Below are 20,425 nucleotides of genomic sequence, written 5' to 3'. Positions count from 1 at the left end.
CCTCCTTATTTTATGTGTTTGTTAGCCCATTGCTCGAAAGTGCAATTCATTGGAACAACCATGTCGTAATCAAAATCGCAGTGCTGACTGGAATCGAATACTTCGCGCAACGACTTATTCCACTTATTAGTGCTCAATTGATTGTACAGATGATCATTGTTAGGGAGTTCGCGCCACCGGTGCGGCAGCGTTTGAAGCTGAACAAGATCTTTGATTGGCTCATTGATCCAAAAGCACAACTCTCCTGTGGCATGAACGTTGGAGTATGGAAATCGGAACAATTGTGTATCATCACGCAGATATTTGTCCTTATACACTGCACAGTGTCCTTTCACGAAAGACTTCCCCTTGACCTCAAAGGCAAACACCATTTTAGGAAATGGCACAGCCTCGTATGTAGATTCGTGATACTGTACATTTGCTTCAACTTCATCTTCAACCAAGTAAAGGAAATGCGATCCGTTTTTTGTCTGCGCATACTTTACGGCTCCAATCGGGAGAGTTGGCGACGCAAATAGGGTTTCATCTAGCTCGATTACACGCTCTTCTGCAGCTGCTTGGATGATTCCGATCAGTTGATCGTGATGAACATAGAAGCCGCGCTTTCCGCCGCTTTCCTGCTCATAAGCAATGTGAGGCATCCGATCATGAGATAATGAGATTTGAACATTCATGAAGCTTTTCTCCTCTTCTTCTCAGACTTATTAGCAAGGTAGGGTTCAATCAAAGGTAGTGCATCAAGAAGATAACCAAATATCCCTCCAATATTGCTGAAATATTCGTATTCAACTGCAAGCACGTTTTCAATCCATGGCGTATCTTCATGACACTCCCATGATGCAGTGAGCCCGTTCTCATGCATGCCATTATCGGGAAAAGCGGAAATTGTCTTCTTGACCTCTTCCAGATCCTCCTTTTGCTTCTTGCTATATTTATTGCGAAGCGGAAACACCGCTTTAAAAAAGTAGGTGGTAGAAGTATTATGATTTACATCAAGCAGCTCAATGCCATACTTAGAGAATACTTGCTTCAAACACTCCATCATGAGATCTTCTGCACCGGAATCATGATAAGATCCGTTCGAAAATTTATATGTTGGCAGCTCATACCCCTTATCAAACATCCATTTCAGAATCATGATGCGATCTAGCTGATTAATCCAGTATTCGCGCTCTTCGTAACCACCAAGCAGCATAAAGAATCCTCCTAAAAGAAAGTGGTTTTCGGTTTTATTTGTTGCATTCTTGAAATGGCATCAATCCAGTCACGACTGTAGCAATATTCAAACATAGGATTTCGATAATCTTCAGTCTTCAACTCATCAGTATCGTCTTCATGAGTTGGAGCATACATGACGGCATCCATGGCAAGTTCGAGTTGTTGAATCGTAATGGATGAAAGAAAATCGTCTGTCACCTCTTCGTTATTTAATACCATATCGAACACAGGAAATGTCACGGATGTGTGATCGGCAACACTATCTTCAATTGGATTTTTAAATCCATCTAGCACCTGAACAAGCTTACTGTAATTAAATTCTTTTACGGTAGTTTTACTCATGTAAACGACCTCCTCACCGATATTGCCTTAGCTTACCGTGAATACCAGGATAGTCCCTGTACCTATTCATCATAATGTATACGGCCAGGTCACTGGTCACGTTTTCCCAGAGTGCTGCCTCGATTTTCTTACCCATCTCTGCAACGCCGCCCGTATGTCCGTATCCGGAGGAGCTGAACTCAAGTTTAGGGTAAATGGTATCTTTATAGACATTTCTCCCCGTACTGTAATCACTCCGCCCATCAGGTCCTTTATCATAAACACGATCGTATCTAATCTCTTTTGAATAGAATGTGCCTCCACCCATTGGCCTCTCTGCACCTCTGTAGTAGTTTTGACGACCAACAACTGCGTTACTAAAGCTTGTCCAGGTCGTTGCTACCCACCAGAGATCGCCATCAATTTCTTTGATGATAGGCTTGCGATGCTCAGAAGCAGTAACGCGTGGCCACAACTCTGTCTTAAATCGATCACTAGCTTCAAATTCCTGAATAGCTTTGATGCAGGCTATACGCGCCTTCTTTATGCCAGTCATGATCACACTGTCAATTAGCGTTATTTCGATACGAGAATCGTAACCACCTGATACGGATAGGTTTACGATCCAGCCGCGGCGCTTCCTTCGTCCGCCATACATCTTGCTTGTAGGGTCTTTCGGCCTCGAATAATGCGGATATAAAGATCCGACATAGTTATGTAGGTTTCCAAAGTCACCAGGCCTTGCTTCAATTTTGTAGCTGCCACTCCATTCCCACTCGCCATCGGGATATGAGGAGCCACCATTTCCAACAATATTAAGCAATACATAAAGACGATCCGGGCTCTCATGAAGAGAAGCCGGATCGTTATAATCGTGTCGAGGGGCAAGAACATCATATACTTGTTTAGTTGAACCGTATATGTCGTCCACCTCGCTTGTCGCTTAAAAACGATTGCATTTTTTGCTTATTATGAAGTCGTTTCTCCTTCACTGATTGCGTATCTTTCCTAGCAAGCCTTGTCATCGCTTCAATTGTGTCAAAGTATGCTGATATATATTTGGGTGGCATAAATTATCCTCCAGATGCCTTATTAGACTTATCTTTTTTGGCCCTATTGCGCATCAAACTATCGATGGCCATTTTACTCACGTTTTTGCTGCGGGCACGGGAGTCTGATCCGCCAGAAAGAATCTGGTTGGCGAGCTCCTGCTTTCGATCCAAAATGCCGAGCAAGTGCTCATCATAGGATTGGCTCATGATGAGATAGTAGATCGTCACATTCGAAAAAGCATTACCTGTACGGTCAATTCGGCCGTTCCGCTGCTCAATCAGTGTCGGATCCCAAGGAAGATCGGCATGAATCATATAGTTTGCCACCTGCAGATTGAGGCCTGTTGAGCCAGCATCCGTGCAAACAATGGCTTTGATGTCGGGATTGCTAACAAATTGATCTTTACTCCACTCTTTCGCGTTGTCTGACATTTGTCCGTGATACATGACCGCTTGCTGTTGATCAGCTGGCTTTCCATTTGACTTCGTGTTCAAAGCCCGATGGATCAAGTCACACATGCGCTCAAACTTAGTGAAGATGACGATCTTCGATTTTGGCTCATCGTAGAGCATCTGCTGGTAGAAGTCTCGAATGTAATCGATCTTCGGCGATTTGAAGTCCTTCTCCACTAATGGAATGTCTTTTAAGATCGTATTCGCCATGTTGCTGTCTGACATTGTAATCAGCTGCGTGCTGTCACAAGTGCCAAGCAAGAACTGCTGATAGCCTTGTGAGACGGCATCGTAATAATCCTTTGCCTCCTCGGGACTCATCGACTTGCCATTTAGGAAGGTATATCCACTAACACTTTTCGCCTGCTCCTTCACATCAGAGAGCTTCTCCACCAAGTAGTCATGCAGTTCAGCCTGCTTGTCAGTCATGTCTAAAAAGACATGGGAATGCTGAACTTCCGGCAGCTGCTGCTGAATCTCAGGCATATCTTTCGTTCTACGAATGAAGTACGGGGCAATGCGCCAATACAATTCACCTTGGTTCTGATAATCCGTAATGCCATATCGAGAACTATATGTGCAATATCGTTCACGAACATGAACCCATGGGCCAAGTATGTGAGGATTCACAAAATGCATGATACTCCAAATCTCTTCTACCTTCCCTTGTACCGGCGTAGCGGTGGCCACGAATCGATGAGGAATGTACATGAGCTCCTGAACTGCTGCTGCAATTTGACTCGGTTCGATGCGTAGTAGTGTATCAGTCACGCCTGACTTAATCTTCTGAGCCTCATCCAAACCGATGCAATCAAACGGGATTTGCTTAATCATATCAAGTATCTCGCGATCCCTAAGGGATTCGTAGTTGATAACCATGTACTGCAAATCGTCACGTTCTCCGAAGCCTTTGATCAGCTTTTTTCGTCTTGAAGATGTTCCGACAACAGAAATCGCAGTCTTGCCTGTAAACTTCTCGACTTCTTTTGCCCACTGACGCTTGATACCATTCAGTGTGACGATCAATCCACGGCGTGCGCCACGCTCGAACAGTTTTTCAAATGCACCTATGATTTGGGGGGTCTTTCCTAGACCGCAGCCATCAAATATGGCAGCCGAACCACGGTCTACTAAGAAGCCGGCACCGACCTTTTGATAGGGATACAGATCCATCTTGAAATTCGGAAAGCCTTTTTCTTTTTCCCACTCCAAATGGTTTTGGACTAACTCATGATTCAGGGGGATGCCCTCTACAATTTCCGAAAGGGGAGTCATCCATGATATTTGACTACCGAAGTTAGCCAAAAGATGCCCTACGTCCTTTCGATCCATAATCCACTCGGCTGTCTCCATATTGAAGCCGCGATTCGGAACCATGCGGAGTTTTTCTAATGTATAAGAAAAGGCATCACCCATTTCGAGAACCTTAACGTACACATTATTGAATTGGGATCGAGCTTGTATCATGGATGAGTCTCCTTTCTGCTACAAACAATGATTTTACTTCTTTTTTCTTCTCGCAAGAATTGCTTTATCCTTGCAACCGTCGCACTTTCGAGGGTAACCTGGTTCTTCGAAATCCTCAATATATGATCCACAAACTTCACAAAGAAGCCCGTTTAGTATATCTTCAGCTATTTGCCCCATGTAATCCTCCTGCTATGTATTCTTGACAAGTATAACATAACACCTGATTTTTGTCGCATAGATATGAAATATTAAGGGGGGATTTATTTCACCTTTGAGGGGTAAAAGCTATTTTATGCCGACAGGCGGGCATTCCCGCCTGCAACACACCAGAGTTAATCTATTGTGATATTGTAATGCTATTCATTTTTTAAGATGTAGGTTTGTTTTACCAAGCCTGACCATCCCCTGCCCAGTTAAACTGTCCACCCTGCTGAACTGGATTCGATTCCATTGGTGCGGAACCAGGTGGTGGTGCGAAAGGAACACCGCTATGACCGCCACCAAATCCACCGCCAAATGCAACTTCTGGTTTTGACTCGGCAGCAATAGCTGCTTGAGCCTGAACGATCATTTGCTGCACTTGCGGGAAGGATTTCTCCATGGCAAGCTCGAGAATGGCTTTCTCATAGATCACGGCAAGCGCGCGGAATGCATTGGATACATCTTGCAGGTAAACAAACTCGGAGTTGTCAGGATCAACCTCCGTCTTATTGCCTGCAATACGAGCAGGAGCCTTCACATAAGGAGAATGATTGCGGTCTTCTTGGTACACACGAAGGCAGCGCACCTTGTCTGGAGAAAGGATAGCATTGCCTTCATTAAAGCTATCAGCGTTACGATCCCAGCGATCGTCAGATCCGATCATGTGGCGTGTACCAGGCTCTTTGTTGCTGTCGATAACACGGAAAGAGATGGAAAGCATATGGAACGGAGATCTTTCATCAGTCACGTTAAGTTGAATCAGAGTCGTTTTGTCACGCTGACTCACAATAAACTTGGCTTTGTCGCCATAAAAATACTCGGCACGCTTGCCATATTGACCGTCAAAGACTTGATCTCCCTGCATAAAGCGCTGATCGATGCTCATTACAGTGTTATAGACGCGGGAAAAACCGGAAATCGTAAGCTTAGTCAGCGCCTCTTTGCCATCATACAAGCGAGTATTGTTGGCAACCAAGCGAGGATAGTACATGAGCGACCATCCTTCGGTGCCTGAACCAGACACAACATCAGTTACACTAACTGGATATTGACCATAGCTATTGATTGGGTGAGCTTGAATGCGGATACCGCCGGATACGATTGCTTTAATATTATCGAGTACTTTGGACATAATAGTCCCTCCTAGTAATGGTGTTGTATTTGATGTTGCTAATAAAATAAATGAGGCGACATTAAACCTCAGGTCTTTGCACGAATAAGCTTATATAACAAAAAGCCGATCAAGATGGGAATCGCCCATGCTTGACCGGTAACATACAAAAGAAATATAACAAGAATCGCGATCATCGAGCAGATGGCTTTCTATAAAAATCTTCATTCATTTTGCGCTCAGCATGGAGAATCAAGTCATCCATGGCGGCAAGCTTAGAAAGATTCAACATCGCAGCAATATGCTGCTTTTCGCGAATGTTAACCTCCAGAGCTGCTTCGATTTTTTCTGATGCTTCACGCAGCACCATATATGCGGTTTCAGAATCCTGATCCTTCAGGATAGCTGTAATGTTTTCGATGGAACCCGAAACTGTGATCATTTCAATAATATGTGCTGACATAATAAAACGCCTCCATAATAGTTGGTTTGATTCAATAGGAATAAGCGGCGTTAGCCGCAGTCTTACGATATTTGGACGTCCATGAAAGCCCTACGTGACTTCATTGCGTACTCACTTGCTGTGTGTACGACTCGGACATTATTTTCTGGAATTGGACTAGCAGCTAGATAGTGGACTTTGTAGGAGAATACTTTTGTTTCTAAAAGATCATGGATTTGACGCCATAAATCCTCATGCTCAAGGTCAGCGCCATTTGCGCGCTTGAAGCCTTGCTTAGACCAAGCATGAATGTGTTTATTAAGGCCCACAGAGACCTGTGGTATGCCTGTATAGATATGAATGAAGCTTTTCTTCTTGATTAACTTAAGTCCCTCTAAGACGGCTTTAAGCGTCATGCGCGTCACAGTTGAATTGACACCATGACCAGCCAGTGTCTTACTGTAATTGGTTCCGCCAATATGACTAAGCAGGTGGACACAGTAACCGCCAAACTTTTCCTTATCAATGGTGCCGCTCACCCACATCTCTACACGGAGCTTATCGAACGTTTCTTTGCCCACCTGAATAGCCTCCTTAATATCTATATAAAACAAAAAAGCCGCACCCGAGTGTGCAGCTCATTACGCCGGTATTACACGAGCAGGTGAAGCTGGAAACCATTCCACCGATTCTACTGATGAAGGCCTATCTTGCCTGCACCACTCATGGTAGTCATCGTATGCTTTCTTTACTTCTAGTTCGATTTCAAGAAAAGAGAATCCAAATCGAGCAATAGTGTCATCAATGCGCTTCTTGTAAGTGTTATTCAACTTATGATAATCAATGGAGAATAGCTGGTTAACTATCGCTCTAAATTGAATTTCTGCATCATTATCTGCACACTTTTCACAAATCAAGCCATCACGGGCAGTGAAAAATCCACCACTCTTGTCTTCATTACAGCGAACGCAATGCATTACTTTTTATCACCTGACATTAATACGTGATTAAAGAACTCTTGAATGACGAATGGTGGGATGCTCGTGTGCTTTTGTCTCATAAGCAAATCAAGCAGGCTCATTTTTGGCTCTCCTTCCTCTTGCCCCTCTTCCTTCTCCTCATCGAGCAATCCTTCTGCAATGAGAGATGAAATAATGGCGGGAATACTCGAGCCACCGCCCATGACATGAACAATACGAGGCTTTTTGACTTCTTCTTCATTAATTTCAGTCGATGGCTCATCAAAAGACTTCTTGATTGTAGAGAATGCAGATACAGCTTCTTTAACGACAGTGCAAATCTCCATTGCAGAGCCTTCAACCTGGCATTCGAGGCCGTCAATTGCGATATTGACATGAACTGACTCACCAGTTCCAGTTACTTCTTTCGGCAAAGCAACGTTTAATTTAATTGATCCCAATTTGAATGATGTTTTCATAGTTAATAGTCCTCCCAGACGTAAGTTGTATTATTTGATAATCAACAAGAATATGGAGCCGTCAGGCGACAGCTCTTCAATAATTTAAGGTGTTACGATTCGATATTCCTTACCAAGCTTAACTAGAATATCACGCATACCACTTGTTCCAGGCGAAACACCGTCCCAAAACAGAACGGCAGAATCACATATTTCTGCCATCGTTCGATTACGCTTGTGTCCAGCACCCCTGTCCAACTTCTTACCGCCCAAATGTGCAGGATACCAATCAGCAGGATACTCATCAAGCATGTAGCCTCGCTCTTTCGCATATCGTTCACCAAGAGTATCTGCACCTGCAGCTTTGCCGGATATGATCACAATTTGGTCTCTCACTTGATGCTGAAGAAAATAATCGAGTCGATTCCGAAGGAGCTCGTAATTAGTGAACCCTCGCGATCCTGCGACCACTAATTTAAACACAGCGGATACCTCCCTGACATCTTTGATTGTGATGGCTGCTCCATCGTAGTGCCACATATTAAGAACATCCGATTCTGTCTCACATATACGGACACAGAGTTCACCCCAAGAGGTATCATCTTCAAATTGAACAAGGAACATATAACACCTCCGCCATGAATAATCGACGTTAGTCGAGAATGCAATTAATGTCAAGTAGGTTCACTGATTATTATCATAATTCATAAGTATCCTGTGAACAATTAGTGAACGTTTTAAAACAGGGTCTATTTTTGCCCTTTTTAACGGTATCTATAGTATATAGAGGGACATTACAAACAGGCAAAAGAAGTTAAAGGTTTTACCCTCTTGGATCCGATATACAAAAATGGAAATTAGACAACAACAAGACACGCCTGATCCAGTCATCGAAGCAAGCTTCACTACACTCGACCGGTGACGCAGATTGGGTATTGAAACATTCACATAAGAGAAGCCATCGAGCCTCCTGGGCAAACTATGCCCAATCGGGCTCGCATAGGCTTATCAAATATTCTTTCCTAGTCATTATCCCATGTGTATGGGCATGAGTAGTTTTACGCCGCTGGATTACCGCCGACGCGAGCTACCTGGATGTACAACTTCGATGCCGTCTTTGCTCTTGAAATGGTCTACGGTTCTCACAGCTATCCTGAAAGCAACTAGGCACAAGGCGACAAAGAATATGATTTTGAGAAACACGGGAAACAAGATGAGCGCACCTGCAGCAAGCAGGATTAATAATCCATAACGAAGCATGGAATCACTCCCTTCTTAATAGTTCGTTAGTGTGATGCTTATAGCGATTACGATGATGAATGAATCGTTTTGTTTGATACCCGTGTGGTTGATTGAGCTTCCTATACATAAAGCGATGAGTAAAAGACCAAAATATATGCCACAGTTTCAAATGAATCACCTAATCCTTCTGAATAGATCATCAAACTCTGATGTCGATTTTATTGGTATGTCCTTCTCCTGGCATATGCCTACGATATGCATGGCCAGCTGCTCCGCCTCCATGTCTCTGTCCTGAAGACAAGCTGTGACCGCTTGTAGCCACAGTTGCCTCAACGGTTCGGTTAGCGGGCTTTGTGTTAATAGATGCAGTCGGTCTTCGAGGGATAAGTCTTGTGTCGACAAAGTACCATCTCCCTCCTACGTTGAATGGTGTAGTCATTTGACTGGGACTCGAATAGTCATGCCTGGGCGCAAATCTTCCGGCCCCACTCTATTCTCGCCACGGATCAGCGATATAGTTTCACGGACATCACGATACACATTGTATTCGTGAGCGATACCCCATAATGTGTCTCCAGATTGAATCCGATACGTCTGCCACTCTATAGCTACAGTCGGCTGCACAGCACGAATGAGTGTATAGAAAAGAAAAACCAGCATGAATAGCGCGGCGAAAACAGTTGCGTTTCTTTTCATAAAATGACGGATCATCCTATGACCTCCTCCAAATAAAATAGGCGCCCGTAAATTGGACGCCGTTCTGAAAGGAACTTGTCGATGTCAATCGACTTAATAGATTGCACGATCAAGGAAGCATCCTATATCGAGAGCGGTCTGCGCTGCGTCTTCTGTTCTGTAATACGAAACAGATAAACGACTATGTGGAAACCAGCATCCAAATTCAGCCTGGTAAACCTCATGCCCAATATAATAGCCGGCAGCGGATCGTAGAACTTTTAGTTCAGAAACTGTACCGTCAGAAACAGGCAGCTCCGCTTCTGTTAGAACGATCTCCTCGAGATCATGCATGATTTTCATGACAAACGTACGCGCACCTTCTTTATAGTAGATGGACGAAGAAAATGGATCAGTGTGGTCAACGCCGACATACTCCAGCTCAACCACCTCAGCCTCCTCCCCCTCCCTCTCGAGTGACAAGTGAAGAATATTTGTATTGGAAGCAACATCCTTATGTTGACCATAATTAAATCCAGAACAAACAAAGCCGCCAAATTCCTCGACGTATGAAAATGTGACCGGTGCGATTAGTGTGTGCTGCATGAATAAACTCCTCCTTATATTTGCATACAAAAAAGAGGCCCTCAGGCCCCTGCTTTCTATCAATATGAATATGTGGCGTTAGCCACCAATGCGATATGGTAAACCGAATCGGGTCAGTATGCTGAACTTGGACATCTGACTGGCACTAAAATAGGTTGGTGTCTCATCGTCATACGTATAAATCTTGTGACGACTTAATTGCTTAGATTGCCACTTGATCAAGATTCGTCCACCCGCAGGGTCAAAGCTAACGTATTCGCCGACAGCGTAATACTCCTCTATTCCGTTCCAAACACGAAACCGCACGACATCGCCAGGCATAATAAAATAGCCATAGAAGTCGTGAATGATTGCAGAGTTGTATTCTTTTATTAGCTCCAAGTGAAGTTCACCTCACAAATGCCGCTTAACATTAACAAATTGAGTATAGTCGGACATGAGCCTCATAAGTTCATCTTGGGACATATGTTCAATGCCAAGAATGGCGTGTTCTGCAGCGAACTCCATAAAACTGCTGGAATCTGATACGCGCTCAGATCCATTTGATGTGCAATGTGAGCACTGATCCATGGGCGGATCGTTCTCAGGATGATTAGGTCGCTCAACAAAGATAAAATTATCACAAGCATCACAAGTAGTTGGCGTCAAAAAAAGTCGCTCATTAGACTTAAAAATAGACAAGACGATCACTTCTCCTCGGTGTTTAAATTCACAGTGCCTATCATATAACAATAAGAATCAATTGGCGTTAGCCAATGGGTTTAAGTTACATAAAGAAAAAAGGCAGGTAGCCCATGGTGCAGCTCCTACCCTTTTTTCATAAACATGCGAACAAACCACGGTAGCCCACTAATAAGTTCCTTACGCATTTCATCCTTTTCCTCTGACAGAATCTTCTTGTCATCAATCAGTTTCCTGGTCTGCTCCATGAGGATCTTGTCCCTAGTCTCAGAGTCTTTCCGCATATCTTTGACGATCTCTTCCATCTTCGTAAACTCTTCATCAGATTTCATCAGCTTTTGAAACTCTGATAACTGAGTAGCTATACCACTCAGGTTTTCGTTCATTTCTGCTCTGATCTGCTCTGTTTCGATACGGATGACTTCCTGAATATCTTCATTGTTAGGCATCAGCATGAGCTTGGCATTGAGTTTCTCATCGACTAGCTTATTGATGAACTCTGCAAAAGCAGCTTGCCGATTCTCACCGCCGGCAAATGGATCAGCCAAGGACGCGTCTTCTGTATTGTAGCCTTCCTCGATTACTCGTATGTTGCCGCTATTGACCAGGCCAACCAGTTCGGACACACGAGACAGCTTCACGTTTTGCTTACGAAGCAAGAGGGCCATCTTTAGACGAAACACCGATTGATAATCCATGAATACCGTTCTTCCACTCATCCTAGCTTCCACGTATGTGTTCAATGACTTCTGCCAACTGCGCATCGTAGAGCCGGTGCCTAAGTAGTCCGCCGTCTCCTTCTGCGTGCAGTACCACTCTTCAAAGTCTGTGGTTGTGTAGTCGACACCCTCTCGCAGTGCCTCCATATACTCATCAAACAAGCTATCAAGCAAGTCAAGCTTCGTGATCAGCTTGTACAGCGGATCCTGCTTGAACTCCTGAGCAAGACGCTCACTCATCTGAGCAGATCTATTTCCATTATCCATCAGATCACCTCAGTTTCTATTCTATCATAATCTGATCCATTCTAACATAATAGGGTGCCAATCAGATTTGAGAATAACCTAGTAAAATAGAGTAATATGAGAAAAACTAATACAATCTAATGAAATCTGAGTCAATTTGAGCTATATCAGCGCACATCAGATCATATCAGATTGTTTTCTGCGCAAATCTGATGAAAAAAGGAACTATTTGGCTTGTCAATCATGAATCAGCGTGCTAAAGTATAGCTATATCGATGTGGTTCATAAAGAACCAAAAAGCGTATATAATGGTTCATGAGGAACCACAAATGGTTCATAAGGAACCGCAGGCACAAAAGGGTAAAATAAGTTGAAAGGAGTATCGCAGTGAATCCATTCGATAACATAGAGTACGAGCCTGAGGCACTAGCACTACTCGCTACAAATTTACAGGACGATGATGTAATGCATATCTTTCAGCAAGTTTGGAGATTTAGGGAAAGAGGTGGATTTAAAAAATCTTACTTACCGGACTGGGGAAGTAAAAGGAGGAGGTATGATAATTCCTTCTTAATATTAGAAGCTACACGCTTCATTGCAAGAAACGAAAAAGGTTCAAGCACGCCATACTTTCCTACAAGACGAGGAGAGCAGCTCGTCCTATACTTAATCAACGATTTGAGCATGAAAAAAGAACATTTTGTTAAGGTAAATGACGATGAATACAAGCAATTTATGAGTAGTTTATGATTTCAAAATCGAAAGGGGAATAATAAATGATTAAATCCGACTTCAAAGAAATGAATCTTGGAGCAATTAAAGCAACAATCGCACCGTTTGCTACAACTCCAGAAGTGGGGGAGCGACTAACGGACATACTAAATGTAAACATTGTCACTCTTGGTCAAGGCGGGGGCCGAAAAGGAGCAGAGTTGGCTCGATTTGGCTGGGATATATGGATGGTAAATTCAGCTACGGTAGATATGATGGAGCATACTGACATTGAAAAAAAAATAATTCTAACGGATCCAGATCGTGGAAAGTTGGAGGGCACGGCTAAAAATGCCGGAATAGGACACGTAATTGCACAAAAAAACGTCAATGCATTTAAGAAAATCGCAATCGATACACAAGACTGCGATCTACTCGTAATTACTGTTGCTCTCGGTGGAGGACAAGGTAACGGAGCGATACCAACGGCGACAGAATGGTTCAATAAAGTTCGTGAGATGGCAGGAAAAATAACAGAGAAAGGTAACTCAACAATTCTTGTTATTGCATCTTTGCCTGCCCGAGATGAATCTAATCCTGACATTTGGCAAAACGCCCTATCTGGATTGAAATACTTACAAGATCTAATCAGTGAAAAGAAAATAGGATCTGTCATTCTTGTAGATAACGAGTTAATAAGAAACTATTACGAGAAGGATGATCCTTTTGTATTTAACAATAAAGCATTCAGAGCTCTTGATTACAGTAATGTTATGCTTGCCAGAACTTTCTTTGAAGTGATGACATTGCCGCTTCTGGCGGGTCAAGTTTCAATGGACTCAGCTGAGTTGATTGAAATATTAACAACTCCTGGTTGGCTAACAATAAACAAAAGGGAATTTATTTATAATGATGATACTAAAATCGAATATGAGATCGATATGTTATTCAAAGACAATGAAGTTTTTGCCACTTTAGAGGTTAACAACACAATAGCGGGCGGAATTGCCCTTATCACGAGTAAGCATCAAAAGAATTTGCCTCCTTCAGTAGTAGATCAAGTAAAGCCTGTTGCTAATAAAATACTTGGTAGGCCGAGTATCTTGCACTCATCCGTGAGTCAAACAAGCTTAGCTACACAGACATCATACTTAATTGGTCTAGCAGTGACACCAAAACTACCAGATACCATACTTGAATCACTAATGAATAAATACAATGATGAAAAGAAACGTAAAGAAGAGCGAGAGCTTGCAGCGCGTCAAGCAAGTGCTGCGCTGGAAGGGTTTGATAGTGTGTTTTCAAAAACCACCGTGGCTTCAGATAAAAAGAAAATTACACTTGATGATCTGAATACAGGGGCAGCACCAGTAGAGAAAAAACGAATAACACTTGATGACATCTAAGAAAAAAGCTCGCCAATAAACCGGCGAGCTTTTTTCTATCTGTAGCCATAGATGGATCTGATTTCTTCACGACCAATAACAACAGGCTGATCATATCTGAATCCAACCCCGATTATGATGAAATCTGATGAAATCTGATTCAGTCTGCCGAATGTCTCATAGGGCTCAATACTAGAATCATCAATATCAATCCGAATGACGGTTATGATCTCACCAAGACCAAAACAGTATCCATCAAAGGAGAGGATTGGAACAAGAGAATGATACGAACTTAATAGCTCCATGGGTAGGTCACCACATCATCAATCTTTCTCTTCATCAGACTCTGATCCTGATGCCAGGGAGTCGTGTTAACGCCATCTTTGGAAATAGCTATCTTGCAGAATTTAGAATGAACCGTGCCTTCAATGCCATGGTGTCCGACAAACTCGGCAATAACGTAAAGAGGATCAGAATCAGCTTCCTTACGATATGTGAAACGATACGTCCGACCAGGCAACATATCTTCTGGAGTGAGAGGGGAAAGCACTTCATAGTTAGCGAGTAACTCCATGATCAGTCTGCTCCTTAATAATTCTCTTCATGACACGAATGCTCGGAACCCAGCAATCAAACACAAACTTAGGCTGAGTAACAAAGCCAAGGCGCGAACAAATATGCTTCGCCTCGGGATGGTTCTTATGAATCCTATAATGCATGCAGCTGGCGCAGCAATGAAACTTACCGATCTTCTCTGCCATGATAATGAGCAGCTCCTCTTGCTATATGATATGAAGAAGCCCCAATGCTATGAGGCTGACTTCTTTTTATTAATAACTGCATGAGCAACGTATTGTCGATAGTTTACAACGCCAGCCCCGCCGCATTTAAAACAACGACCAGACTGAATGTGTTTAAAAACTGTGACTCCAGTTCCATTACAACGTGTGCATTTTTCTGAGTGCATAATAGATCGCCTCCATGTCATTTTTACATCGACATGAACCTCGGCCGTTAGGCCGGTATCTATTAAATACCTGAAGGGTGCACGAATAATAGATTACTAGATTGGACATAATGATAATGATCCACCGCGGATAGGGATCACACAGGTGCACATACATAGATGAGGCAAAGATCATATGCCGAAGAAGTCATCTGGGGATTCACCATGTGCCAACAAGTAATTAAGGTGTACACTTGATGAAAGTTGGGTTATCGGGACGCTGATGACCTATTTGTGCTGGGCTAAGACGACCTACTGTATACCTCATGATTATTGAATCGAACTCTCTTAATTTCAAGCGGCAGCAGGAACAAAACGGAATGATGATGAATGGGGCGAAACGTGTTACCATCTCGACGATATGCTGTGACATCTCTAAAATCATGATGTAAGACGTCAAGCACCAAGGCCTTACCACTATAAGTGCCGCGATAATAATATGATGTGCTCTCTATCCAATACATATTACCAGAGGAAAGCATAAGGGTTGGATTATTATAGGTTGCCAACAGATCCATTAGTTAACCTCCTTAATAGTTATGCAGTGTAAAATATAGCATGACAATACAAAAGTGTCACGTTGCAATATGTAATGGCAAAATAAAAAAGCCCCCTAAGCAGGGAGCTTGTACTAACCTAAATAATTATTAAACTGATTAACTGTTAATCCTGAATCAGAGATCAGGCTACGCAATGTACCGCGATCTAAAGTTCTATGATTAGGTATAGAAAGAACAATAGGGCAGTTTACTTTAGCAAGAATCATATGAGAGCCACTTTGTCTGCGAAACATCCATCCGGCTTTCTCGAATGCCTTTCTTGCTTCCATACCTGAAACAACGGGAAGAGGAGGCACTAAATAGCTACCTCCACTTCAGTCATGCTCTCAATATCAGTCATGCCCATCTCACGGCGAACTTCGATGCAGCCCTCGATGGCTTCTATGATATTCTTAGCAGCTTCTTCTTTTGTCTTACCTTGAGACACACAGCCTGGCAGCACAGGACATCTTGCGACAATGTATCCATCCTCGCCATCGGTAAATATAACAGGAATCTTCAAAGGTCTCACCTCGATTCAGCCTCCTTATTATAATCAGAATACATCCATATTATACATGAAAGAATGTTGACAATCTATAGAATCCTGTTGCGGGTGGGGTGGGGAGGAAAAAGCTCATCAATTTTCACTAAACAACTCCTTTGATGTGCAAATGAGTAGGGAAATATCTATGAAGCAGTAACAGTGCCTTATTGTCAGCGCCCTGATAAGCAAACTTGATTCCCTTATAGCCGTGCTGAAGCTTGGCTATAGCGGTCTCATTCTGATAAGAAACAACATACTTCTGACCATAGGGCAGATCACTCTTTTGAATAACAGATAGGTGAATGTCATCGCTGGCAAGATCCAGGATGACGGATTCAAATAATTCACATGCATGAGATAAAGATTCTATATTACTCATACGATACAGCTCCTTATTATGTAGTGGGGCGGGGGAAGTCCGCCCTTATGCCAAAACCAATCGTGAAGCAGATTTGGCCAGCTCATCACAACGCTCATTAAAGATAATGCCAGCGTGACCTTTGACCTTGGTAAATGTAACCTTGTGGGTGGTTAGAAGCGGGAGGAGTTGCTGCCATAGATCCTGATTCTCTACAGGCTTTTTGTCAGCCTTCTTCCAATTGTTACGCTGCCAGCTATCAATCCATTTCTTCTGAATGGCATTAATGACATACGCAGAATCAGAGCAAACCTCAGCCTCACAAGGATACTTGAGGGCTTTGAGCCCTTCGATGACAGCAGTCAACTCCATGCGGTTATTGGTGGAGTGCTCGGCAGATCCTGAAATTTCTTTCTGGTGCTCACCGTGAAGAAGTACACAAGCCCAACCTCCTGGACCTGGATTACCCGAACATGCACCGTCTGTATATATTGTAATGTGTTTCATAAACAACAACTCCTTTATATAGTTTAGTGTACCAACCTCCGGCAGATTGCCGGAACGCTATGAGCCTAATGGTCTGTTTTAGTTCGCTCATACGAACATGGGATTATGCAGCTCGATTCGCATAGATCAATCGCGTAGTGTCCTCAACAAGAAGAGTGAGAAAATTCAGAAGACTAAGCCCCAAAGACTTTGCTTTTTCCTGAATCCGGGCAGTGTCGAATACAACAGTATGATCTGGGATAAAATAAAGAGAAGGCTGCTCAATATAACTATCCACGAACAAGATAGCGGCACCTGTATTCTGCTTCTTCATAGCAGCCTCAATAAACGAGCGAATTAAGACGTCTTTCACACAATCAGTAAACTGTTTCCACATAATAAACACTCCTAATTATATGCTCACCCATGATGGACGGCGGAATTTTAAGAACAAGCGTGAAGGCGCTGTATGCCAAGCTCAGAAGGCTTGATCATCTTAACACCCATGAATCCTTCACGAACAGAGATGAATCCATGCTTAATCATGATCTCAACAGATTCAATAATCGTATCATTTGATTCAAAACAACGATTAAACTCTTTATGCATATTAGGTACAGCGTCGATATTAATCCAAACGCTGTCATTCAAGTTGATAAGACGAATCACTGTTTGAAAAACAGATGCATTCAATGCTTTATTCATACAAAACACTCTCCTATGAGACAATATTGTAGAACCATACAAAGTATTTCATTAGACCGTATCCGACACCAGCAACAAGGGCAGTGCCTCCTATAGAAAAGGCACTAATCGCAATAAGCTTTTCTTTCACTGATAACACTCCTTTATGATACTATCATGACTACACTGAGACCAATAGTCGCGGCATAATCAGACAGTTCTAATTTTTGATACTCTCCATCAATACGAATCATAGGCTTCGGAAACATAACCTTGCAGCCTCTAAACCAAACATCACCATTAGGGGTAAACAGCATACGATCACCCCTCTTGGTATCATCAGGAGAGGATTCCTGAGCGATAAGGATCCTTCCTTCATCAACAAGTTTGTCAATAATGACGCTCATATCGCTCAACTCCCTATATTTACTTGAAGACAGGAATAAGTAACTCGGATCCCGCTTCAAATGATTTAACGGACGGATTTAATAGCACGACCTGGTGGATCAGATCCTCATCTACACTGTAGTCAGGATTGTATTTAATCAGGACAGAGGTGACTGAATCACCAGCCTGCATATGATGCACAACAAACCGATCAACAGGATCGGCAGGGGAGTTAGAGATAGCGATATACATGGCAATGGACAGAGACAGCAGCAATAGTAGTTTCTTCATAGTGGCAAAACCACTGGAGATACGATCTTTACATTGTGAACAGGAACAATATATGAGCGATACTTCGTAGGCTCAGTAGGCTTCATGGTAAATGCACCGAAGAATATACTATTCACAATGCCTTGAAGACGGGTACCACAAGAAAGGACAACATGATAATGCTGCCCCATTTCAATATTAGCTGTAGACATAAATAACACTCCTTATAATTAGAATCAGCAAGAATAGGCGACTGTTAAGGAGCAATGCCTTAACTTGTAACGCAATGCAATCAGAAGAAAGCCGAAGGATCTTGGCAAGGGATGCATGTATGTAGATCCCGCTTCATGCTCCAATCCACCCATGTAGCATCTCCACATGAGAAACACTGAACACAGGCTTTGCCGTAATTCTTATCAAGCTTCTGTACTTCGATATCAATATCCAATACTGCATTCACAGTCATCATCTCCTCTATATAGGTGGACAAATAAAAAAGGAACCCGAAGGTTCCTCATCTTACATGCTTTCCTTTATCTTGATCAGCCGCATATTGATTATTTAACTGATTAATCGGGGATCGATCTATCAAGTAGGTTAGAAGCAAGGATATGCCAGAAATAGCGACGCCGGTTATAACAATAATCCAAGTGAAATCCATTAAGAAACATCTCCTTTATAAGAATCATCAACATGAATCCGGAGCCGTTAGGCTCTATGACATAGCTCAACAGACGAAATAGCATAATCCTGCAAAAATATAAGGTTTCCAGATGGAGTCATGATTGAAATGCTATCGTTGTAGATATGACTAATGACATCTGTGAAACAAGTACCATCTCTTATTCGATAAGCTATAGTATCGCCAGGCATAATAATTACACCGAAGCGGGCATAAGTCCCGAAGGGATCGTGATTGCAATAGGAAGATAGGAGCTCCATTATCGAAGCTCCGATATAAAGATGCCAACGATCGCATCAATATTCTCATATGGCAAAAGTTTAGATATGCCGCGGCGAACTACAACGACACCATCACTCGTAAATCTCTGAATAACACCGTCATCCCAATCCACACCATAAGGCATGTCTTTCAAGATATAAGTGACAGCTTCACCAGCACGAAACAATTCTCCCTTTATGGATACGGATCCAGTATATGCTGTAATCAACTCCATCAATGCACCTCCAATATCTTCACGCCAACTATACGGCAGGCAGGGATGCCATGAAGACCATCTGACTTAACATACGCATCACCCTCATGAACACCATTAAGAACACCGGTTACAAGGTGAGTACCAGGACCGAAGCTATTCGTAACAGTAATCGTAACAACAGACTTGCGTGGGATCAGCGATAGGAATCTGATCATATAGGAAGAAAGCAATTCCATCATGCCACCTCCAGTGTAATTGGCTATTGGTCTTCCATTTCCATCTCCATCTTATGTTTCTCATATAGTCTACCCATTTTCCAAATATCCTCAAGCTCCTCCCAATCACAAGAGGAATCGTCATCAGATAATTCGTCAAACCATTCTTTCAATGAAGCTCGATCGACACCAAAGTCTCCGCTAAAAAACACGCGAACGATAAGGTAATCTAGCTTCACGACAATGCCCTTATAGCTCGAATAGGATATGCCATCGAAATCAATATGTACTTGGTAATCTAGATGTTCGCTCAACAGCATGTACCTCCTCTGAATAGAATCGGTATACATTATAGCATGATACGGTGTATCGAAATAGGTTTTGGCGTCGTTCCGAAGGATCGACAAAAGAAAAAGAAGAGAAGGCATACCCCTGACTCACAGTAGACTACTATCAATCCTTAATAAGCCGCATCGTCATAAACTCATGAGCATATATAGTGGCAACAGGAACAGAGACACCCACATGATTGATGTATCCCAAGCAATCCGTAAAGATGTATCCTTGCTCCGAAATAGAGTGGAGATCACCAACAAAGCTTATATCGGTAGCATATCTTTTATAGAGAACATGATACCTCGATCCTCTATCATGCCTTATATAGGGATAAGCAGCTAATAGATTCATGAGCACCTCCGTATAGATAGCATCTCAGCCAAGGATAAGCCAAACCACGGAAGGCTCTCCGGTTCCTGATTGCGATAGTATAGGGTGGCGGGAGAGAAGGTATGGTAAGCCACACCATCATGGTAGAGAAAACCTT

General features: G+C 42.8%; 37 protein-coding genes. 2 read left to right on the top strand and 35 right to left on the bottom strand.

The window, feature by feature from the left end; genetic code table 11:
• Positions 1-5: 5 nt before the first annotated feature.
• The 17 genes from AC0YN6_RS17800 to AC0YN6_RS17720 form a co-directional block, all read right to left on the bottom strand.
• The gene (locus tag AC0YN6_RS17800; protein ID WP_475748429.1) at positions 6-674 is read right to left on the bottom strand and encodes a hypothetical protein; all 669 of its coding nucleotides are present in this window, start codon (positions 672-674) and stop codon (positions 6-8) included.
• Positions 671-1,195, bottom strand: a complete 525-nt coding sequence (locus AC0YN6_RS17795; protein WP_475748427.1) for a hypothetical protein — start codon at positions 1,193-1,195, stop codon at positions 671-673. Before AC0YN6_RS17795 ends, AC0YN6_RS17800 begins: the two co-directional genes overlap by 4 nt.
• An 11-nt stretch (positions 1,196-1,206) precedes the next feature.
• A complete protein-coding gene (locus tag AC0YN6_RS17790) occupies positions 1,207-1,560 on the bottom strand; it encodes a hypothetical protein (RefSeq protein WP_475748426.1) in 354 nt (117 codons plus the stop codon).
• Positions 1,561-1,573: 13 nt separating this feature from the next.
• Positions 1,574-2,470, bottom strand: coding sequence for a hypothetical protein (locus AC0YN6_RS17785; protein WP_475748425.1), 897 nt, complete (start codon positions 2,468-2,470; stop codon positions 1,574-1,576).
• Positions 2,471-2,612: 142 nt separating this feature from the next.
• Positions 2,613-4,511 carry a DEAD/DEAH box helicase gene (locus tag AC0YN6_RS17780; RefSeq protein ID WP_475748423.1) on the bottom strand — a complete coding sequence of 633 codons (1,899 nt, stop codon included), beginning with the start codon at positions 4,509-4,511 and terminating at the stop codon, positions 2,613-2,615.
• Between the two features lie 388 nt (positions 4,512-4,899).
• Positions 4,900-5,847, bottom strand: a complete 948-nt coding sequence (locus tag AC0YN6_RS17775) for a hypothetical protein (protein ID WP_475748422.1) — start codon at positions 5,845-5,847, stop codon at positions 4,900-4,902.
• 172 nt (positions 5,848-6,019) lie between these two features.
• Positions 6,020-6,289, bottom strand: a complete 270-nt coding sequence (locus AC0YN6_RS17770; protein WP_475748421.1) for a hypothetical protein — start codon at positions 6,287-6,289, stop codon at positions 6,020-6,022.
• 62 nt (positions 6,290-6,351) lie between these two features.
• Positions 6,352-6,849, bottom strand: coding sequence for an RNase H family protein (locus AC0YN6_RS17765; protein WP_475748420.1), 498 nt, complete (start codon positions 6,847-6,849; stop codon positions 6,352-6,354).
• Positions 6,850-6,909: 60 nt separating this feature from the next.
• Entirely contained in the window at positions 6,910-7,245 is a 336-nt protein-coding gene (locus AC0YN6_RS17760) for a hypothetical protein (protein ID WP_475748419.1), read from the bottom strand.
• The gene (locus AC0YN6_RS17755) at positions 7,245-7,706 is read right to left on the bottom strand and encodes a hypothetical protein (RefSeq protein WP_475748418.1); all 462 of its coding nucleotides are present in this window, start codon (positions 7,704-7,706) and stop codon (positions 7,245-7,247) included. Before AC0YN6_RS17755 ends, AC0YN6_RS17760 begins: the two co-directional genes overlap by 1 nt.
• Before the next feature lie 84 nt (positions 7,707-7,790).
• On the bottom strand, positions 7,791-8,168 hold the full coding sequence (locus AC0YN6_RS17750) for a DUF2493 domain-containing protein (RefSeq protein WP_475748417.1): 378 nt from the start codon (positions 8,166-8,168) through the stop codon (positions 7,791-7,793).
• Positions 8,169-9,101: 933 nt separating this feature from the next.
• Positions 9,102-9,329, bottom strand: a complete 228-nt coding sequence (locus tag AC0YN6_RS17745; RefSeq protein WP_475748416.1) for a hypothetical protein — start codon at positions 9,327-9,329, stop codon at positions 9,102-9,104.
• A 33-nt stretch (positions 9,330-9,362) separates the two neighbouring features.
• Positions 9,363-9,638 carry a LysM peptidoglycan-binding domain-containing protein gene (locus tag AC0YN6_RS17740; RefSeq protein WP_475748415.1) on the bottom strand — a complete coding sequence of 92 codons (276 nt, stop codon included), beginning with the start codon at positions 9,636-9,638 and terminating at the stop codon, positions 9,363-9,365.
• Positions 9,639-9,716: 78 nt separating this feature from the next.
• Positions 9,717-10,208, bottom strand: coding sequence for a hypothetical protein (locus AC0YN6_RS17735; RefSeq protein ID WP_475748414.1), 492 nt, complete (start codon positions 10,206-10,208; stop codon positions 9,717-9,719).
• A gap of 78 nt (positions 10,209-10,286) precedes the next feature.
• Positions 10,287-10,589 carry a hypothetical protein gene (locus AC0YN6_RS17730; protein ID WP_475748413.1) on the bottom strand — a complete coding sequence of 101 codons (303 nt, stop codon included), beginning with the start codon at positions 10,587-10,589 and terminating at the stop codon, positions 10,287-10,289.
• Between the two features lie 12 nt (positions 10,590-10,601).
• Complete coding sequence (locus tag AC0YN6_RS17725) at positions 10,602-10,889, bottom strand: hypothetical protein (RefSeq protein WP_475748412.1); 288 nt, start codon at positions 10,887-10,889, stop codon at positions 10,602-10,604.
• A 125-nt stretch (positions 10,890-11,014) separates the two neighbouring features.
• A complete protein-coding gene (locus AC0YN6_RS17720; RefSeq protein WP_475748411.1) occupies positions 11,015-11,875 on the bottom strand; it encodes a hypothetical protein in 861 nt (286 codons plus the stop codon).
• Positions 11,876-12,241: 366 nt separating this feature from the next.
• Between AC0YN6_RS17720 and AC0YN6_RS17715 the strand changes: the two genes are divergently transcribed.
• Together AC0YN6_RS17715 and AC0YN6_RS17710 are read left to right on the top strand one after the other, a co-directional pair.
• On the top strand, positions 12,242-12,604 hold the full coding sequence (locus AC0YN6_RS17715) for a hypothetical protein (RefSeq protein WP_475748410.1): 363 nt from the start codon (positions 12,242-12,244) through the stop codon (positions 12,602-12,604).
• 26 nt (positions 12,605-12,630) lie between these two features.
• Positions 12,631-13,971: an FtsZ/tubulin family protein gene (locus tag AC0YN6_RS17710; protein ID WP_475748409.1), complete on the top strand. Its 1,341-nt coding sequence runs from the start codon at positions 12,631-12,633 to the stop codon at positions 13,969-13,971.
• A gap of 35 nt (positions 13,972-14,006) precedes the next feature.
• On the opposite strand, the gene AC0YN6_RS17705 is transcribed toward AC0YN6_RS17710, so the two are convergent.
• The 18 genes from AC0YN6_RS17705 to AC0YN6_RS17620 all read right to left on the bottom strand — a co-directional run bounded on the left by AC0YN6_RS17705 (position 14,007) and on the right by AC0YN6_RS17620 (position 19,916).
• On the bottom strand, positions 14,007-14,255 hold the full coding sequence (locus AC0YN6_RS17705) for a hypothetical protein (protein ID WP_475748408.1): 249 nt from the start codon (positions 14,253-14,255) through the stop codon (positions 14,007-14,009).
• Positions 14,243-14,524, bottom strand: coding sequence for a hypothetical protein (locus AC0YN6_RS17700; protein WP_475748407.1), 282 nt, complete (start codon positions 14,522-14,524; stop codon positions 14,243-14,245). Before AC0YN6_RS17700 ends, AC0YN6_RS17705 begins: the two co-directional genes overlap by 13 nt.
• Positions 14,508-14,711 carry a hypothetical protein gene (locus tag AC0YN6_RS17695; RefSeq protein WP_475748406.1) on the bottom strand — a complete coding sequence of 68 codons (204 nt, stop codon included), beginning with the start codon at positions 14,709-14,711 and terminating at the stop codon, positions 14,508-14,510. The genes AC0YN6_RS17700 and AC0YN6_RS17695 overlap by 17 nt, the downstream gene beginning before the upstream one ends.
• A gap of 487 nt (positions 14,712-15,198) precedes the next feature.
• Positions 15,199-15,474, bottom strand: a complete 276-nt coding sequence (locus AC0YN6_RS17690; RefSeq protein ID WP_475748405.1) for a hypothetical protein — start codon at positions 15,472-15,474, stop codon at positions 15,199-15,201.
• Between the two features lie 113 nt (positions 15,475-15,587).
• The gene (locus AC0YN6_RS17685; protein WP_475748631.1) at positions 15,588-15,785 is read right to left on the bottom strand and encodes a type II toxin-antitoxin system HicA family toxin; all 198 of its coding nucleotides are present in this window, start codon (positions 15,783-15,785) and stop codon (positions 15,588-15,590) included.
• Positions 15,786-15,811: 26 nt separating this feature from the next.
• Positions 15,812-16,027, bottom strand: a complete 216-nt coding sequence (locus tag AC0YN6_RS17680; RefSeq protein WP_475748404.1) for a type II toxin-antitoxin system HicB family antitoxin — start codon at positions 16,025-16,027, stop codon at positions 15,812-15,814.
• Between the two features lie 118 nt (positions 16,028-16,145).
• Positions 16,146-16,421: a hypothetical protein gene (locus AC0YN6_RS17675; RefSeq protein WP_475748403.1), complete on the bottom strand. Its 276-nt coding sequence runs from the start codon at positions 16,419-16,421 to the stop codon at positions 16,146-16,148.
• A 45-nt stretch (positions 16,422-16,466) separates the two neighbouring features.
• Positions 16,467-16,907, bottom strand: coding sequence for a ribonuclease HI (gene rnhA / locus AC0YN6_RS17670; RefSeq protein ID WP_475748402.1), 441 nt, complete (start codon positions 16,905-16,907; stop codon positions 16,467-16,469).
• A gap of 103 nt (positions 16,908-17,010) precedes the next feature.
• Entirely contained in the window at positions 17,011-17,283 is a 273-nt protein-coding gene (locus tag AC0YN6_RS17665; protein WP_475748401.1) for a hypothetical protein, read from the bottom strand.
• A 47-nt stretch (positions 17,284-17,330) separates the two neighbouring features.
• Positions 17,331-17,591, bottom strand: a complete 261-nt coding sequence (locus AC0YN6_RS17660; protein ID WP_475748400.1) for a hypothetical protein — start codon at positions 17,589-17,591, stop codon at positions 17,331-17,333.
• A gap of 143 nt (positions 17,592-17,734) precedes the next feature.
• On the bottom strand, positions 17,735-17,977 hold the full coding sequence (locus AC0YN6_RS17655) for a hypothetical protein (RefSeq protein ID WP_475748399.1): 243 nt from the start codon (positions 17,975-17,977) through the stop codon (positions 17,735-17,737).
• Between the two features lie 19 nt (positions 17,978-17,996).
• Positions 17,997-18,248 (bottom strand): hypothetical protein, encoded by a 252-nt coding sequence (locus tag AC0YN6_RS17650; RefSeq protein WP_475748398.1) that lies wholly within the window; start codon positions 18,246-18,248, stop codon positions 17,997-17,999.
• Positions 18,245-18,439, bottom strand: a complete 195-nt coding sequence (locus AC0YN6_RS17645) for a hypothetical protein (protein WP_475748396.1) — start codon at positions 18,437-18,439, stop codon at positions 18,245-18,247. Before AC0YN6_RS17645 ends, AC0YN6_RS17650 begins: the two co-directional genes overlap by 4 nt.
• Before the next feature lie 80 nt (positions 18,440-18,519).
• Positions 18,520-18,687 (bottom strand): hypothetical protein, encoded by a 168-nt coding sequence (locus AC0YN6_RS17640; protein ID WP_475748395.1) that lies wholly within the window; start codon positions 18,685-18,687, stop codon positions 18,520-18,522.
• Positions 18,688-18,741: 54 nt separating this feature from the next.
• Positions 18,742-18,888 (bottom strand): hypothetical protein, encoded by a 147-nt coding sequence (locus AC0YN6_RS17635; RefSeq protein ID WP_475748394.1) that lies wholly within the window; start codon positions 18,886-18,888, stop codon positions 18,742-18,744.
• A gap of 280 nt (positions 18,889-19,168) precedes the next feature.
• Positions 19,169-19,405, bottom strand: coding sequence for a hypothetical protein (locus tag AC0YN6_RS17630; protein WP_475748392.1), 237 nt, complete (start codon positions 19,403-19,405; stop codon positions 19,169-19,171).
• Positions 19,405-19,626: a hypothetical protein gene (locus tag AC0YN6_RS17625; RefSeq protein ID WP_475748391.1), complete on the bottom strand. Its 222-nt coding sequence runs from the start codon at positions 19,624-19,626 to the stop codon at positions 19,405-19,407. Before AC0YN6_RS17625 ends, AC0YN6_RS17630 begins: the two co-directional genes overlap by 1 nt.
• Positions 19,627-19,646: 20 nt before the next feature.
• Positions 19,647-19,916, bottom strand: coding sequence for a hypothetical protein (locus AC0YN6_RS17620; RefSeq protein ID WP_475748390.1), 270 nt, complete (start codon positions 19,914-19,916; stop codon positions 19,647-19,649).
• Between the last annotated feature and the right edge of the window lie 509 nt (positions 19,917-20,425).

It is taken from the genome of Paenibacillus sp. J22P15 (assembly GCF_056269345.1).
This window is presented reverse-complemented; position numbering and strand designations above follow the sequence as displayed.

Coding starts and splice junctions, on each gene's coding strand:
- AC0YN6_RS17800 (WP_475748429.1), bottom strand. CDS start 674: ATGAATGTTCAAATCTCATTATCTCATGATCGGATGCCTCACATTGCT.
- AC0YN6_RS17795 (WP_475748427.1), bottom strand. CDS start 1,195: ATGCTGCTTGGTGGTTACGAAGAGCGCGAATACTGGATTAATCAGCTA.
- AC0YN6_RS17790 (WP_475748426.1), bottom strand. CDS start 1,560: ATGAGTAAAACTACCGTAAAAGAATTTAATTACAGTAAGCTTGTTCAG.
- AC0YN6_RS17780 (WP_475748423.1), bottom strand. CDS start 4,511: ATGATACAAGCTCGATCCCAATTCAATAATGTGTACGTTAAGGTTCTC.
- AC0YN6_RS17775 (WP_475748422.1), bottom strand. CDS start 5,847: ATGTCCAAAGTACTCGATAATATTAAAGCAATCGTATCCGGCGGTATC.
- AC0YN6_RS17770 (WP_475748421.1), bottom strand. CDS start 6,289: ATGTCAGCACATATTATTGAAATGATCACAGTTTCGGGTTCCATCGAA.
- AC0YN6_RS17760 (WP_475748419.1), bottom strand. CDS start 7,245: ATGCATTGCGTTCGCTGTAATGAAGACAAGAGTGGTGGATTTTTCACT.
- AC0YN6_RS17755 (WP_475748418.1), bottom strand. CDS start 7,706: ATGAAAACATCATTCAAATTGGGATCAATTAAATTAAACGTTGCTTTG.
- AC0YN6_RS17740 (WP_475748415.1), bottom strand. CDS start 9,638: ATGATCCGTCATTTTATGAAAAGAAACGCAACTGTTTTCGCCGCGCTA.
- AC0YN6_RS17735 (WP_475748414.1), bottom strand. CDS start 10,208: ATGCAGCACACACTAATCGCACCGGTCACATTTTCATACGTCGAGGAA.
- AC0YN6_RS17720 (WP_475748411.1), bottom strand. CDS start 11,875: ATGGATAATGGAAATAGATCTGCTCAGATGAGTGAGCGTCTTGCTCAG.
- AC0YN6_RS17710 (WP_475748409.1), top strand. CDS start 12,631: ATGATTAAATCCGACTTCAAAGAAATGAATCTTGGAGCAATTAAAGCA.
- AC0YN6_RS17705 (WP_475748408.1), bottom strand. CDS start 14,255: ATGGAGCTATTAAGTTCGTATCATTCTCTTGTTCCAATCCTCTCCTTT.
- AC0YN6_RS17700 (WP_475748407.1), bottom strand. CDS start 14,524: ATGGAGTTACTCGCTAACTATGAAGTGCTTTCCCCTCTCACTCCAGAA.
- AC0YN6_RS17695 (WP_475748406.1), bottom strand. CDS start 14,711: ATGGCAGAGAAGATCGGTAAGTTTCATTGCTGCGCCAGCTGCATGCAT.
- AC0YN6_RS17690 (WP_475748405.1), bottom strand. CDS start 15,474: ATGGATCTGTTGGCAACCTATAATAATCCAACCCTTATGCTTTCCTCT.
- AC0YN6_RS17685 (WP_475748631.1), bottom strand. CDS start 15,785: ATGGAAGCAAGAAAGGCATTCGAGAAAGCCGGATGGATGTTTCGCAGA.
- AC0YN6_RS17675 (WP_475748403.1), bottom strand. CDS start 16,421: ATGAGTAATATAGAATCTTTATCTCATGCATGTGAATTATTTGAATCC.
- rnhA (WP_475748402.1), bottom strand. CDS start 16,907: ATGAAACACATTACAATATATACAGACGGTGCATGTTCGGGTAATCCA.
- AC0YN6_RS17665 (WP_475748401.1), bottom strand. CDS start 17,283: ATGTGGAAACAGTTTACTGATTGTGTGAAAGACGTCTTAATTCGCTCG.
- AC0YN6_RS17660 (WP_475748400.1), bottom strand. CDS start 17,591: ATGAATAAAGCATTGAATGCATCTGTTTTTCAAACAGTGATTCGTCTT.
- AC0YN6_RS17655 (WP_475748399.1), bottom strand. CDS start 17,977: ATGAGCGTCATTATTGACAAACTTGTTGATGAAGGAAGGATCCTTATC.
- AC0YN6_RS17650 (WP_475748398.1), bottom strand. CDS start 18,248: ATGAAGAAACTACTATTGCTGCTGTCTCTGTCCATTGCCATGTATATC.
- AC0YN6_RS17645 (WP_475748396.1), bottom strand. CDS start 18,439: ATGTCTACAGCTAATATTGAAATGGGGCAGCATTATCATGTTGTCCTT.
- AC0YN6_RS17635 (WP_475748394.1), bottom strand. CDS start 18,888: ATGGATTTCACTTGGATTATTGTTATAACCGGCGTCGCTATTTCTGGC.
- AC0YN6_RS17630 (WP_475748392.1), bottom strand. CDS start 19,405: ATGGAGTTGATTACAGCATATACTGGATCCGTATCCATAAAGGGAGAA.
- AC0YN6_RS17625 (WP_475748391.1), bottom strand. CDS start 19,626: ATGATGGAATTGCTTTCTTCCTATATGATCAGATTCCTATCGCTGATC.